This is a genomic window from Corynebacterium pyruviciproducens ATCC BAA-1742, assembly GCF_000411375.1.
Classification (GTDB): Bacteria; Actinomycetota; Actinomycetes; order Mycobacteriales; family Mycobacteriaceae; genus Corynebacterium; species Corynebacterium pyruviciproducens.
On sequence record NZ_KE150446.1, the window covers coordinates 1,212,759 to 1,226,966 of the forward strand.

Here is a 14,208-nt window from a genome sequence, read left to right on the forward strand (position 1 = left end):
TGTTACAGATTCTCCTTCTCGGCTGCGGTGGGAAACGCCTTAGCCGATGTCGGCTTGTCCCGCCCCGTCGCGTCGTACCACCTGCTCAAAATGTCATTTTGCAGAGCGAACATGTGCTGCTCCTCATCCGGCTTGGCGTGGTCGTAGCCGAGCAGGTGAAGGCAACCATGAACGGTCAGAAGATCCAGCTCGTGGTTCAAGCTGTGACCGGCCTTGTCCGCCTGCTTTTGCGCGAAGTCCGGGCACAGGATGATATCCCCCAGGTAGGCGGGCCCCGGGTCGGCCGCGTCGGGCCGGCCGCCGGTGGCGCTGATGTCATCCATGGGAAAGCTCATGACATCCGTCGGCCCCTCGAGATCGAGCCATCGCACGTGCAGGTCCTCGATCGTGTCGAGGTCCACGCACGTGATGGTGACCTCCACCGACGGGTGCACGTCCATGGTGCGAAGCGCGAACTCCGCCACGGTGGACAGCTGCTTCTCGTCCACGTCGGTGTTGCCTGACTCGTTGAGAACCTCAATTGACATGTGCTACCTCTTTGTCGAATGTTCCTGCTCGTACCTGTCGTAGGCGGCGACAATCCGCCCCACCAGCTGGTGGCGAACAACGTCGGAGCTCGTCAGATCGCTGAAGTGGATGCCGTCGATCCCCTCCAGAATATCCCGAATCACCCGCAGCCCGGAGCGCTGGCCGCCGGGCAGATCCACCTGCGTGATGTCGCCGGTGACGACCATGGTGGAGCCGAACCCCAGGCGGGTGAGGAACATCTTCATCTGCGCGGCGGTGGTGTTCTGCGCCTCATCGAGGATGACGAACGCGTCGTTGAGCGTCCGCCCGCGCATGTAGGCCAAGGGGGCCACCTCGACGATCCCGGATTCGAGCAGCTTGCCAATGGCCTCCTGGTCCACCATGTCACGCAGGGCGTCGTATAGCGGGCGCAGGTACGGGTCGATCTTCTCGCCGAGGGTGCCTGGCAGGAACCCGAGCTTCTCCCCCGCCTCCACGGCAGGGCGGGTGAGGATGATCCGTTGGACCTTCTTCGCTTGCAGGTACTGCACCGCCTTGGCCATCGCCAGGTACGTCTTGCCGGTGCCCGCCGGGCCGATACCGAAGACGATGGTGTTGTTGTCGATAGCGTCCACGTACTCCTGCTGCCCTCGCGTCACGGCCCGCACGGTTTTTCCCCGCCGAGAAACGATGTCCCGGCGCTTGGCCTGCGCGACCGTCTCCGGGGCCTCCTGGCGGACGAGTCCCACCGTGTGACGGACCGACTCCGGCGTGATGGAACGCCCGGCCTTGGCGGCCGCGGACATCTCGTACAGCACCCGCGAGGCGCGGACAACCTCGACATCGGGCCCTGTGATCGTCAGCTTCGTGCCACGGGCAACGATCTCCGCCCGCACATGTTCCTCGAGTGCCTTGAGGTTGTTATCCTCGATTCCCAAAATGGCTTGAACATGGGCCGGGTCGAGCTCGATGACCTTGGTCACAATCGGCTTTTTCACTTCCACCACAGTGCTGTATCAATCCCTGCTAAATAATTTTTCCTGCAATAACCGTTAAGACTCTACCAGCCACCTGCTGGTTTTCACGCCGATCGCAGCCAGAGCCGCAAACCCTGCCGTCGCCGTGCGCAGCACCTCGGGGCCCAGCAGCACCGGGTGCGCCCCTGCCTCGGTGAAGCGTTCCACCTCCGCCGGCGATAGCCCGCCCTCCGGGCCGACGATGAGCACCACCGACTTCACGCCGGAAAAATCCACGGCACTCAGCGGCCGGGCGGCCTCCTCGTGCAGCACGAGCACGAGATCTGCACCGTCCAACGCCTCGTCCAGGGCGTTTGGCTTCATGATATGAGGAAAGCGGGCGCGGCGCGACTGCTTCGCCGCCGCCACCGCCGCATTCTCCCACTTGGCGGCCTTCTTCGGCTGCCACTTGGCAATGCAGCGCTCTGCCTCCCACGGCACAATGACATCCGCCCCGCCCTGGGTGAGGAGGTCGACGGTGAGCTCCTGCCGGTCCGATTTGGGAAGCGCCTGGATGACCGTCACCGTCGGCGTGGCGGGAGGGAGCTCCACACGGTCGGTGACTTCCACGTGGAGGTTGTCCTTCCCCTCGGCACGGGTGACGGTTGCAGTGGAGCGCGAGCCGTGGCCGTCGACAAGCCACACCGTCTCGCCGATAGCCATCCTTTTCACGGTGACGGCGTGGCGGCCCTCCGGGCCGGTGAGCACAAATGGGCCCGGCGCGGGGGCCCCGTCCACGACGAACGTCGCCGCCGTCATCTACAGCCCCAGCTTCGAGCGGAGGTTGGAGAAGAACCCGTTCGACCCCTCGCGGGTCACCACTTCCACCTTCTCCTGCGAGACGCGGCGCAGCTTCTTCAACTGCTCCTTCGTCTTGCGGTCGAGGTGGGTGGGGACGGTCACCATGACGTGGGCGATGAGGTCGCCGTGCCCGTCGGTGCGCAACTTCGGCATCCCCTTGCCGGCGACGGTCACCTCGTCGCCGGGCTGCGTGCCCGGCCCGACGGTGAGCGTCACCTCGTCGCCGCCGAGGTCCGTCAGCGTTGTCGACGCGCCGAGCGCCGCATCCACCATCGGCACCGTCAGCGCCACGTGCAGATCATCGCCCTCGCGGGTGAACACAGGGTGACGATCCACCCGCACCTCCACGTACAGGTCACCGGCGGGGCCACCGCCGTGGCCCACCTCGCCCTGGCTCGCCATGCGGATGCGCATCCCGTCGACGATGCCCTTGGGGATCGCCACCGTCAAATCACGACGCGCCCGCACACGCCCGTCGCCCGCGCACTCCTTGCACGGATCCTCAATGATCTCGCCGGTGCCGTCGCAATCCGCGCACGGCCGAGTGGTCATGACATCGCCCAAAAACGACCGCTGCACCTCCTGCACCATACCCTGGCCGTGGCACGTGGGGCACGTCACCGGCTTCGCGCCCGATTCCGAGCCCGACCCGTGGCACGCGGTACACACCACCGCCGTGTCCACCGTCACCTGCTTCTTCACGCCCTTGAAGGCATCCTCCAAGCTAATCGACGTGCGCAGCAGTGCGTCCGCCCCCGGTTGCACCCGCGACCTGCGCTGGGCACCCGCCCCCTGGCCGCCGAAGAACGCGCTGAAAATGTCCCCGAAGCCGGAGGACGAAAACCCGCCGAAGCCGCCGGCGCCGCCCTGGGGCTGCTCCATCGGGTCGCCGCCCATGTCGACGATGCGCCGCTTCTCCGGGTCGCTCAACACATCATGAGCGACAGAAATCTCCCGGAACTTCTCCGCAGCCTCATCACTAGGGTTCACATCAGGGTGGTACTTGCGCGCCAACTTGCGGTACGCCTTCTTAATCTCCGCATCCGTCGCGGACTTATCCACACCTAAAATGCCGTAATAATCTCGAGCCACAGTTTCTCAAAATCTCCTACAAAAATTGGTTCTAACTTCCGAGCACCTTACTCACATAATGAGCAACAGCGGTAACCTTCGAAATAGTCCCAGAATAATCCATATACGTCGGCCCCACCGTGCCGAGCGCCCCCAGCGGGGCCTGCGCCTTACCATAAGCCGTGGCCACCACCGAGGCACCATGCAACTTCTGGTCCTCGTTTTCCTCCCCGATGGACACCTTCACCTGCCCCAACTCGTGCACGGCGCTCATCAGCTTGAGCATGATCACCTGCTCCTCCAGCGCCTCCAGCACGGCGGGGAGGCCGGCGGGCAACTCGCCGCGCAACTCGGTGAGGAACGGGGTACCGGCGAGGATAAGCCGGTCCGAGGGGGCGTCGACAAGCGTGTCGAGGAGGGTGCGCGACATCGCCTCCACCATATCATGAGCGGACGGACGAGCCTCAGCCACCGCATGCTCCAACGCACCGCGAGCTTCCCGCATCGACTTCCCCACCAAATGATCATTGAGCACCCGACGCGCCTCGGCAATCACCTCCTCCGACACCGCAGACTCCAACTCCACATTGCGCTGATCCACCCGCCCCGTGTCCGTGATGAGGACGAGCAACACACGCGTCGCCGTCAACCCCACAACCTCCACATGCTTCACCCGCGACACCTGCAACGTGGGCACCTGCACCATCGCCACCTGACGCGTCAACTGGCTCAGCAACTGCACCCCACGACGCAACACATCCTCCAAGTCCACGCCCTGATCCAAAAACTTGAGGATCGCCGCCCGCTCCGCCTTACTCAGAGGCTTCACCGACTGAATCGAATCCACAAACTCCCGGTAGCCCTTCTCCGTCGGAATCCGCCCCGACGACGCATGCGTCTGCGCGATCAGGCCCTCCGCCTCCAACACCGCCATATCATTACGGATCGTCGCCGACGACACCGTCAAACCATGACGCTCCACCAACGCCTTCGACCCCACCGGCTCCTGCTGCGCAATGTAGTCGCTCACAATCGCACGCAACACGCGCTCGCGCCTTTCACTCGCTGAATTCGACACCATGCCTCCTTAGCGTCCCTAACGTCACCGTTTAATTGTATATCCCGCCCCCGGCAGCTCCCCCTCATCCACAGGGGCACACCGCAATAGCACATTGCGCCAACGAAATTTGTCTGAACTGTGGAAAACGAGGGCGAGAAGCCTCGAGGCCGCCGCCACCAGCAACTACCGTCCATACCATGACCAACGTTCTCGATGCCTTCCGTAGTCTCCTCACCGGGCCGACGATCTTCGCCGAAGTAGCGCAGATCGCCGAGGCCCACAGTGATGCTGCTGATTTCATCTCAGAACACTACGGATTCTCCAGGCCCACCGCCACCAAACTAGTCACGGCAAGCAAGAACTGGGCTGCCTATGACGATTCCAAGGGCCTCGCCCGCGGCGTGTCCATCCCCGTCCTCATCCTCATCTCCCAGGCCATGAACCTCCTCCACGCAGACGAGGACAAAGAAGAATTCCGCAACACCATCCTCGACTTCGCCGATCACGGCGCAACCAGTTGGAAAGACGTCAAAGCCCACATCAAAAAGATCGCCGGCACAAAACAAGCGCGGAAAGTATCCAACTCGGTAACCTTTTCCAAAACCACCGACATCACGGGCATGCAACACGCCCACATTCGCCTCAACCCAGAACTCATGGCCACATTCCGCGCCACGCTCAAAGACCTCGGGGAAAAATGGACCGCCCTGCCCAGCTCCTACCGCTACGCCGAAGGACTGCGCACACTGCTGCTCAAACACACAAGTCCCCGCGACACCGACGAAGTCGACCCCTGGGACCGCACCATGACGCCGGCGTTCATGCTCACCGTGGACGACGGCAAATACGTCGGCGACGGCATGTTCGCCACCACCGACGGCACCCTCATCAACGGCGAAGAGCTAGCCAACATCAAACTCGCACCCTTCGGCCTCGTCACCATCTACGACGAGGACGGCAACATCGGCTGCCACTACCAACTCAAAAACCAGCGGTTGGCATCCAAACAACTCCTCTCCGCCATCGCCTGCGACCAAATCTTCTGCTCCCACCCCGGGTGCTACAACCTCGCCCAATACTCGCAAGGCCATCACTCGATCGCATGGTCACAAGGAGGCGAGACAACAGCCGAGGTCATCATCTCAGCATGCAAGTTCCACAACCTCCACAACGACGACGACCCCACCAAGCCACCCAAATACGGCCGCCACGTGCGCGACCCCGAAACAAAAGAAGCGGTATTTCTTCCCCCCGACGGCTCGCCCACAAAACGGCACAAGAACCACTGCCGCGAGTACTCGGGCCGGGGCCTCTACCTCAGGCACCGCAGCAGAAAGAAAAACCGGCCGGCCCACCAACCGAAGGACCTCCTGCGCCGCGGAAACCACCGCAAGAAAAGGCGACGAAAGGCGCGTCGAAAAGCGACGATCCTCTAATCGATGAACAGAATGTCAGCTGCAATGCCATCGGCGTGCAGCCGACCTTCCATGCTCACGTGCACGCGATCGCCCTCGACCTCGAGCAGGCCGGCATCCACGTAGCGATCGATCTGGGCCTGGCCGCTTTCCTTCACCACATCACGACGGATTCCCTCAGCAAGCCGCAGACGCAGCATCACCTCTTCGACGTACCTGTCCTCATCACTAAGGACTTCATCGCTCTTCACCGGCAGCTCGCCGGCACTCACCCTCGCTGCGTACCGCACAGGTAGTTTCTCATTCATCCACCTTCGCTTTCCGACGAAGGAATGCGCGCCCGGCCCCGCGCCCCACCACGGCTCACTACGCCAGTACCCCATATTATGAAGACACTCGCCCCCAGGCTTGGCAAAGTTGGACACCTCGTACCAGTGCAATCCGGCCTGCTCCGCTAAGTCGGAAACGATCTCGTACCGATCCGCCATGACTTCTTCGCTCGGCCGGGGCAACTCACCATGAGCAATCTTCCGATTGAGAGCCGCGCCCTCTTCGACGATGAGGGAATAAGCCGACAGGTGATCGATCCCCGTCTCCAACGCGCACTCGACGGAGCGACGCACATCATCATCCGTTTCGCCCGGCGTGGCGTAAATGAGGTCGAGGTTGACGTGCTCGAAACCCGCCTCGAGGGCCTCTCGCGCGGCATCCAGGGACCTTCCTGGTGTGTGGCGACGATCCAGGACCCTCAGCACGTGAGGCGCAACCGACTGCATGCCAAGGGAAACACGGGTGAAACCATGAGCACGGATCGTCGAGAAGAATTCCGGGGATGTGGTCTCCGGGTTCGCCTCCGTGGTCACCTCAGCACCTGGGGCAATCTTCATGGTATGGCGAACGGCGGCGAGGATTTGGGCCAGCCCTTCCCCTCCCAGTATCGACGGCGTCCCTCCGCCGACGAAGATCGTGGAAACACCGTCGTCGGGTAGCAGGCCTTGCGCCTCCAATCGCGCGGTCGCGAGTTCCAACTCTCGCTCCAAAGCTTCCTGGTATGTAGCAAGCGCGTCGGAGGACCCCAGCACGTACGTGTTGAAGTCGCAGTATCCGCAGCGCACCGTGCAGTATGGGACGTGGATGTAGAGTCCGAATGCCACTACAGGCCTTTCGAGGGGTGGACCGGCGGGTAGCCGCCGGTGGCGTGGTGTTGTTTGCGCGCGACGCGGGCGACGATGGCCTCGACGCGTGCGCGTTCGTGGAGAAATTCTGGCGGGTTCATGCCGCGCAGGCTCTTCGTGATTTGGGGGTCGGGGATGACGACGACGGACATCCACGCGCCGACAGCGAGGTTGACGAGCTGCCACACTTTGGTGGCGGTGAGCGGGATGGACACCGAGTCGAGGTCATCGACGGCGAGAGCTGTCTGCTCCACCGCCCAGTCCGCGACCTCCCGCAGGTAGGTCACCACCGTGCGCGTGCGCTCGAGGGGGGTTGTGATGAGGGCGAGGTCCGCTGTGGTGAGGACGTCCGGACGGCTTTTCGACGCCCGGAGGGGCTCGCGGGTACGACCGCTGAGGGTCCCGGCGCGCAGGCCTGACACCATGGCGTGCCTCATCCCGGAAAGTTCAGCGGAGGCGCGTCGGGAATCGGTACGCCCCTCCTGAATGATCTCCTCAAGTTCGCTGAGGCAGTCGTTGACGAGCAATTCGTCCCAGTCGGCGACGGCCTGGGCGACGTGGTCGACGTACTCGGCGATTTCGTCGCCCACATCATAAAGGGTTTGGGTGAGTTCGCGCAGCCGCAACTTGGCGTCGAAAAGCTTGGCGTCAGCCACGGTTGCGATACCTCCCTTTTGTCGCGTGTCACGGGTGCGAACGGCCGAGCACGACTGCTCGACCGTAACGCTTTCTACTCTACGGTTCCCATCCGCGGACGCATTGGAGGCGTGGCCGTGCGCCTTATTTCTTTCTGTAAATCCAGTCGATTTCGTCTGCGAACCGGTGGACCACCACGTTGCGCTTCACCTTCATGGTGGGGGTGAGCTCGTTTTCTTCCTCCGTGAGATCGCGGTCGAGGATGTAGAACTTCTTGATGGCCTCGGCGTGCGAGACACTCGAGTTGGCGGCGTTGACGGCATCCTGGATTTCGGCGCGCAGCATCGGCTCGGTGACCAAATCCTTGATGGGTTTGTTTTCGGAATAGTTGTGCGCCAGCTTCCAGCGCAGCATGGCATCCTCGTCGAGGGCAATGAGCACGGCGACGAACGGCTTGCCGTCGCCGACAACAAGCGCCTGCGAGATGAGCGGGTGCGCGCGCAACTTGTCCTCCAGCGGGCCGGGCGACACGTTCTTGCCGCCGGCGGTGACAATGAGGTCCTTCTTGCGGCCGGTGATGACAATGTGGCCCGTATCGAGCAGCTCGCCGAGGTCACCCGTGTTGAAGTAGCCCTCCTTGTCAAAGGCATCGGCGGTGGCGATCTCGTTGTTCCAGTAGCCTACAAACAGCTGCTCGCCACGCAGGCAGATCTCGCCGTCGTCGTTGATTTTCACGGCCATGCCACCGACCGGCTGGCCGACGGTGCCGATGACGTTGTCCTTGCCAAAGTTGACCGCCGCGGCGGCGGCTACCTCCGTCAGCCCGTAGCCCTCGTACACCGGCACACCCACGCCGCGGAAGAAGTGCAGCAGGTCATGGCTCATCGCGGAGCCTCCTGATATGGCGTAGTTGCACGCGCCACCGATGGCGGCCCGGATCTTCTTGTACACCAGCTTGTCAAACAGCGCATGCTGGATCTCCAGGCTGCGCGACGGGCCGGCGGGCTCGTCGAGGGCCTTGGAGTAGTCGATCGCCACCTGCTCCGCTTTGGCAAAGGACGCGGCCAGGATGGGCCCCCGATCCATGGCGTTGTTGGCGGCCGCGTTGCGTACTTTCTCAAATACGCGTGGCACGCCGAGGATGAGGTTGGGGCGGTTGCGCTGCAGCTCGACAGAGATGGTTTTGAAGTTGGACCAGTGCGACTGGGTCGCCCCGGAGATGACGAAGGCAAGCGACACGGCGCGCGCCAGCACGTGGGCGAGCGGCAGGAACGTGACCATGGAGTTGCCGGGCCGGGCGATCTGACCGATCGGGTGGGTGAGCAAGCCCTGCACCTGGGCGAGCCAGTTGTGGTGGGTGAGCATGCAGCCCTTGGGGCGGCCGGTTGTTCCTGATGTGTAAACGATGGAGGCAAGGTCAGCGGATTTGGTCGCGTGGATTCTCTCCCACACCTTCTCGTCGGAGACGTCGCGTCCCTCAAATTTTAGGGTGTCCACGCCGGAGCTCGTGATTTCAAAAATGCGGCGCAGCTTGGACGGCGAGCCGGATAGGGCGGGGGTGCCGTCGTCACCGAGCACGAGGTGTTTCATGAGCTCGGTGTGGTCGCGGGTTTCGGTGACGGCAAGGACGGCCCCGGAGTCCTCGATGGCCCACCGGATTTGGGAGAGGGAGGAGGATCCGTAGATGGGGACGGATGCCGCACCGGCTGCCCAGATGGCAAAGTCGAGCAGTGACCATTCGTAGCGTGTCTCGGAAAGGAGGGCGATCCTGTCGCCCTGCTGCACGCCGTTGGCTATCAGTCCCTTGGCTACCTCGAAGACCTCATCGACGAAGTCGCGCGTGGTGACGTTGACCCATTCGAAGTTCTGCGGCTTGGTGAAGCTGACGCCGTAGGGGCGGGCTTTCACGAGCCCGAGAAGGGCCGTGAGCACGGTATCGTTGGGCCCGATGTCGTATTTCGCGGGGGTACTGTATTCCTGCATGACCACCAGGTTAGTACGCAGCCCAAAGTTCATACCATTTTGTGTGACCCGACGCGCCCCCCAAATCCCAAGTTGCGGCCCTAGTCTGGCAAAATTGGAGGGGTGAGTTACATCGACGAACTTTCCACGTTGGCCCAGGCGTACTCAATCTCGACGCAGTACACGGACGCTTCCGGTGAGGTGGTCCAGGCGTCACCTGAGACGCTCCGGGCCTTGCTTCACGCCGTCGGTGTAGCAGCTGGGGATACTGTCGAGGAGTTGTCAAGGCAGCGCATCGCATATCAGGAAGAGGAGTTCTCCCGCCCACTGCCCCGTTGCATTGTGGCCCGCCAGGGGGATTCGCACTTCTTTACTGTTCACGTCCACCACGGAGCATTCGCCCACGTCACCATCGCGACGGAGCAAGGCGAAACGGTGGAGGCCGTGCAGGAAGAGAATTGGACGGATCCGCGCACGATCGGCGGCGTGGTGTGGGGCGAGGCGACGTTTTCCACGCCCCGCGACCTACCTCTAGGGTGGCACACGGTCCGTCTGGATTCTGAAAGTGTCGAGGCTGAGACGACTCTCGTCGTGGTTCCGACCGAGGTTCCGCAGCCGACGAAGCAACGTCACGGTGTCATGGCCCAGTTGTATTCGGTGCGTTCGGAGCGCTCGTGGGGGATCGGCGATTTCCGTGATCTCGCCGCCCTGGGAACGATGCTCGCCGAGGATGCGGGGATCGATTTCCTCCTCATCAACCCTCTGCACGCCGCCCAGCCGGTGCCCCCGGTGGAGGACTCCCCGTATCTTCCTACCTCCCGCAGGTTTGTCAATCCGCTGTACATCTGTGTCGAGGATGTCCCTGAGTATTCGCTTGTCGACGACGCGACCCGCGCCGAAATCGACGCCCTTGCCGCGCCACTGCGAGAACTCAACACCTCCCCCGCCGCGATCGACCGCGACCCCATCTTCGCCATTAAACTGCAGGCACTGCGTGAGCTTTTCTTCCACCGTGAGCAGGAGGGACCCCGTCATGATATGTACGTGGGTTACTGCGAGGAGGAGGGCGACGGGCTCGACGAGTTCGCCCGCTGGTGCGGCGAGCGCACCGGCGACACGGATTCCACGGAGACCGGCAACCATACCGACCCTGGTGAATTATCGGAAGATGCCGAATTCTACCGGTGGCTCCAGTTCGTCTGCGACGAGCAACTTGCCGCCGCCCAGCAGGCGGTGAAAGATGCCGGCATGGAAATCGGCATCATGAACGATCTCGCCGTGGGTGTCCACCCCGATGGCGCGGACGCGGAGACGCTGCGTGACATCCTCACCCCCGAGGTATCCGTCGGCGCGCCGCCGGACCCCTACAACGTGTTCGGGCAGGACTGGTCCCAGCCGCCGTGGAACCCGTTTGCCCTTGCGGATTCCGGCTACGCCCCGTTTAGGGACATGGTCCGCACCGTGCTGCGCCACTCCGGCGCGCTGCGCATCGACCACATCCTCGGCCTGTTCCGGCTGTTCTGGATCCCGCGCGGAAGTTCGCCCGCCACGGGCACGTACATGAACTACGATTACAACGCCCTCGTGGGGATCCTCGCACTCGAGGCCACCCGCGCCGGTGCCGTCGTCATCGGCGAGGACATGGGCACCTTCGAGCCGTGGGTGCAGGATTACCTCGCCGAGCGCGGCCTCATGGGAACCTCGATTTTGTGGTTTGAAAGCTCCCCATACCATGAAGGACCCCGGCGCCAAGACGAGTACCGGATGCTCGCGCTCACGAGCGGCACCACCCACGATCTGCCGCCGACGGCGGGCATGATCGAGGGTGAGCACATCCGGCTGCGCGACCGCCTGGGACTGTTGAAGAACAGCTTCGAGGAGGAAGATGCCTCCGATTTCGAGTGGCAGAAGCAGATTTACAACGTTGCGCTCGACCCCGAGTTTTACGCCTCCCTCGATTTGAGCCACCGCCCCTCCGGCGATGACACCCTCGAGATCGTCCGCCAGCTCGCGAGTTTCGTGCGCGGCACCCCGTCGCTGCTCACGTGCACGGCGCTCGTCGACCTCACCGGTGACCGGCGGGCCCAAAACCAGCCGGGCACCGTGCGCAGCCAGTACCCCAACTGGTGCGTGCCCCTGACCAACGACAAGGGCGAGGCCGTCACCTTGGAGACGCTGCGTGACCAGCGCTACTACAAAGCGCTGGTGCTAGAGCGAGGTCACTAGCCAGGCGATCACCACAAAGGCGAGGAGCCCCACGAGCGCCCACGTGATCACCGTGGGGCCACGGTTGCCCTTGTCCTTTTTGAAGTGTTCCTCTTTAGTCATGCTTCTTCCTCCTTAGCCCGTCACCATTAAACCACCGGAACGTTTTCACGCCCACATAGTTGAGGATGCGCTGCATGTACTCTGCAAGGACGGCACACAGCGGCACCGCCACCCCCAGCACGATAGGAACCTGAATCCACATGCTGGAGGTGGTGAGCGTTTGGGTCAGCCAATCTACCATCTACACGGCACCCATGAGTCCCCGGCGCTTGAGCAGCGGGGTGACATCCTTATCGCGGCCCCGCAGCGCGCGGAACTGGGCGGTGTAATCCTTGGAGGCGCCGCGGGACAGGATGAGGTCGCGGAATTTCTGCCCGGCCTGGCGCACCGTCTCGGGCGATGCGTCGAAAAGGCCCGCAGCACCGGTGTCAGTGAACCAACTGAAGCCGTCGGCGTCGAGGGCCTCGGCCCACAGGTAAGAGTAGTAGCCCGCGGAGTAGCCGCCGGCGAAAATGTGCTGGAAGTAGCCGGTGCGGTAGCGGGGCGCGAGGTTGTCCACCGACAGCCCGTAGCTCCCGAGGGCCGCGTGCTCAAACTCCTCGACGGCCTGTGGCGTGGCGGACAACGACTCCACCTCGGCGGGGGTGAGCGAGTGCCAGGCCAGGTCGATGATGGCGGCGCCGAGGTACTCGGCGGTGGCAAAACCCTGACCGAATAGGCGAGCGTCGGCGATGGCCCGGACAAGCCTGTCGGGGATGACCTCGCCGGTTTCAACGTGCCGGGCGTAGTGGGGCAGGACGGCCGGGTCGAGGGCCCAGTTCTCGTTGATCTGGGAGGGGAACTCCACCCAATCGCGCGGCACGTTGGTGCCGGAGAAGCTCGGGTACTTGACATCCGAGAGCAGCCCGTGGAGGGCGTGGCCGAACTCGTGGAACAAGGTGGTGACCTCGTCGAGCGTGAGCAAGGGCATGGAGCCGTCGGAAGGCTTGGTGATGCTCAGCACGTTGACCACCACGGGCTTCTCGCCGGTCAGGCGCGCCTGATCGTTGAAGCTGCTCATCCACGCGCCGCCGCGTTTTTCGGGGCGGGCGAAGTAATCGGTGATGATGAGCCCGATGCCGGTGCCATCTTCCTCTTTCACCTCCCACACGTCGGTGTCCGGGTTGTTGCCGTGGAGGTCATCGCGGTGGGTGACGGTGATGCCGTAGAGCCTGTTGGCGGCGTAGAAGACGCCGTCGCGAAGCACCCGGTCGAGGGGGAAGTACTGCTTGAGCTCCGCCTCGTCGAGGGCATAGTCGCGCATCTTTACCTTCGATTCCCAGTAGGGCCAGTCGGCGCCGGTGACGGGCTCGTCGGCGGTATCGACGAGGAGTTTGTATTCGCCGGCGGCGTTGGCCGACGCGCTGGGGGCAAGGTCGGCGAGCAGCTTGCGGGCGGCGGCTGCGTCATCGGCGGTTTCCACCTCGATGACGTAGTCGGCGTGGGTTTTATACCCCAGCATGTGGGCCCGCTCGGCACGCAGCTTCACCATCGTGAGGGCCGTTACCAGGTTGTCTTCACCGCCACGTTGTTGGGAGGCCGCGTACAGCTTTTCGCGGGAGGAGTGCCGGGCGAGCTCGCGTTGGAGGGACTGGACGGTGGGCAGTTCGAGGGGAATACGGTACGTGCCCTCCTCGGTGCGGTAGGAGTCCACCTGGGTGTCGGAAAGCCCCTCGAGCTCCTCCCGGGTGAACTCGACGGCGAGATCGCGGGTGGTGGCGTTCAATGTCTTAGAAAAGCGGTCGTCGAGCTGAGCGAGCTCCCAGTCGATCTCGGCGAGGCGCGCTTTGCCGGCCTGGTCAAGCTCGATGCCGGCGCGGGTGAACCGGCGCAGCAGTTCCGTTTTCAGCCGTTCGCCCTCGTCCTCCGGCGGGGTGACGGCCTGGATGCGCTCGTAGAGGGCCTGGTTTTGGTAGATCGCGTTCTCGTGCGCTGACAGTGCGGGCCCGATTTCCGCGACGATGGCCTCGCGCTTGTCGGTGGAATCCGTGCCGACGATGTTGTAGATGTAATTGCACGCCCTGTCGAGGATCGCCCCGGATCGCTCGAACGCCTCGACTGTGTTTTCCCACGTGGGGGTGTCCTCGGCGAGGATCGCCTCGATCTCCTTATCATGAGCGGCGAGGCCCTCCTCAAAGGCAGGCATGACGTGCTCGTCGGTGATCGTAGCAAACGGCAGCAGGTGGTATTCCAGCGGTGATGGGCTAAGAAGCGGATTCGTCATAAGATTCATGGTAGACGAGTCGAAGGAGGACACG

12 protein-coding genes are annotated in these 14,208 nt (G+C 63.3%); 2 read left to right on the plus strand and 10 right to left on the minus strand.

The genetic code is table 11. The features are described from left to right. Nucleotides 1-2: 2 nt before the first annotated feature. From ybeY to hrcA, 5 genes are read right to left on the minus strand one after another with little or no spacing between them, the layout of a single operon-like run. Nucleotides 3-527, minus strand: coding sequence for an rRNA maturation RNase YbeY (gene ybeY, locus HMPREF1219_RS05210; protein WP_016457844.1), 525 nt, complete (start codon nt 525-527; stop codon nt 3-5). 3 nt (nt 528-530) lie between these two features. Then, nucleotides 531-1,511, minus strand: coding sequence for a PhoH family protein (locus HMPREF1219_RS05215; RefSeq protein WP_040427297.1), 981 nt, complete (start codon nt 1,509-1,511; stop codon nt 531-533). A 48-nt stretch (nt 1,512-1,559) separates the two neighbouring features. Continuing rightward, nucleotides 1,560-2,282, minus strand: coding sequence for a 16S rRNA (uracil(1498)-N(3))-methyltransferase (locus tag HMPREF1219_RS05220; RefSeq protein WP_016457846.1), 723 nt, complete (start codon nt 2,280-2,282; stop codon nt 1,560-1,562). After that, a complete protein-coding gene (gene dnaJ / locus HMPREF1219_RS05225) occupies nt 2,283-3,416 on the minus strand; it encodes a molecular chaperone DnaJ (protein ID WP_016457847.1) in 1,134 nt (377 codons plus the stop codon). Between the two features lie 31 nt (nt 3,417-3,447). Continuing rightward, the gene (hrcA, locus tag HMPREF1219_RS05230; RefSeq protein ID WP_084594662.1) at nt 3,448-4,476 is read right to left on the minus strand and encodes a heat-inducible transcriptional repressor HrcA; all 1,029 of its coding nucleotides are present in this window, start codon (nt 4,474-4,476) and stop codon (nt 3,448-3,450) included. Between the two features lie 176 nt (nt 4,477-4,652). On the opposite strand from hrcA, the gene HMPREF1219_RS05235 reads away from it, so the two are divergent. After that, nucleotides 4,653-5,891: a hypothetical protein gene (locus HMPREF1219_RS05235; RefSeq protein ID WP_016457849.1), complete on the plus strand. Its 1,239-nt coding sequence runs from the start codon at nt 4,653-4,655 to the stop codon at nt 5,889-5,891. Here HMPREF1219_RS05235 and hemW read toward each other — a convergent pair. From hemW to HMPREF1219_RS05250, 3 genes are all read right to left on the minus strand, one after another. Next, entirely contained in the window at nt 5,888-7,024 is a 1,137-nt protein-coding gene (gene hemW / locus HMPREF1219_RS05240; protein WP_016457850.1) for a radical SAM family heme chaperone HemW, read from the minus strand. The two genes, HMPREF1219_RS05235 and hemW, sit on opposite strands and share 4 nt — an antisense overlap. Beyond that, entirely contained in the window at nt 7,024-7,701 is a 678-nt protein-coding gene (locus HMPREF1219_RS05245) for a hypothetical protein (RefSeq protein WP_016457851.1), read from the minus strand. Before HMPREF1219_RS05245 ends, hemW begins: the two co-directional genes overlap by 1 nt. A gap of 124 nt (nt 7,702-7,825) precedes the next feature. Further along, nucleotides 7,826-9,664: an AMP-dependent synthetase/ligase gene (locus HMPREF1219_RS05250; RefSeq protein WP_040427301.1), complete on the minus strand. Its 1,839-nt coding sequence runs from the start codon at nt 9,662-9,664 to the stop codon at nt 7,826-7,828. Nucleotides 9,665-9,766: 102 nt separating this feature from the next. Here HMPREF1219_RS05250 and malQ point away from each other — a divergent pair, with 102 nt between their 5' ends. Beyond that, entirely contained in the window at nt 9,767-11,869 is a 2,103-nt protein-coding gene (malQ, locus tag HMPREF1219_RS05255) for a 4-alpha-glucanotransferase (RefSeq protein WP_016457853.1), read from the plus strand. 94 nt (nt 11,870-11,963) lie between these two features. Here the strand turns inward: malQ and HMPREF1219_RS05260 are convergent, their stop codons facing one another. Both HMPREF1219_RS05260 and HMPREF1219_RS05265 read right to left on the minus strand, forming a co-directional pair. Continuing rightward, a complete protein-coding gene (locus HMPREF1219_RS05260; RefSeq protein WP_016457855.1) occupies nt 11,964-12,152 on the minus strand; it encodes a hypothetical protein in 189 nt (62 codons plus the stop codon). Then, nucleotides 12,153-14,183 carry a M3 family metallopeptidase gene (locus HMPREF1219_RS05265; protein WP_016457856.1) on the minus strand — a complete coding sequence of 677 codons (2,031 nt, stop codon included), beginning with the start codon at nt 14,181-14,183 and terminating at the stop codon, nt 12,153-12,155. It abuts the gene before it with no gap. Between the last annotated feature and the right edge of the window lie 25 nt (nt 14,184-14,208).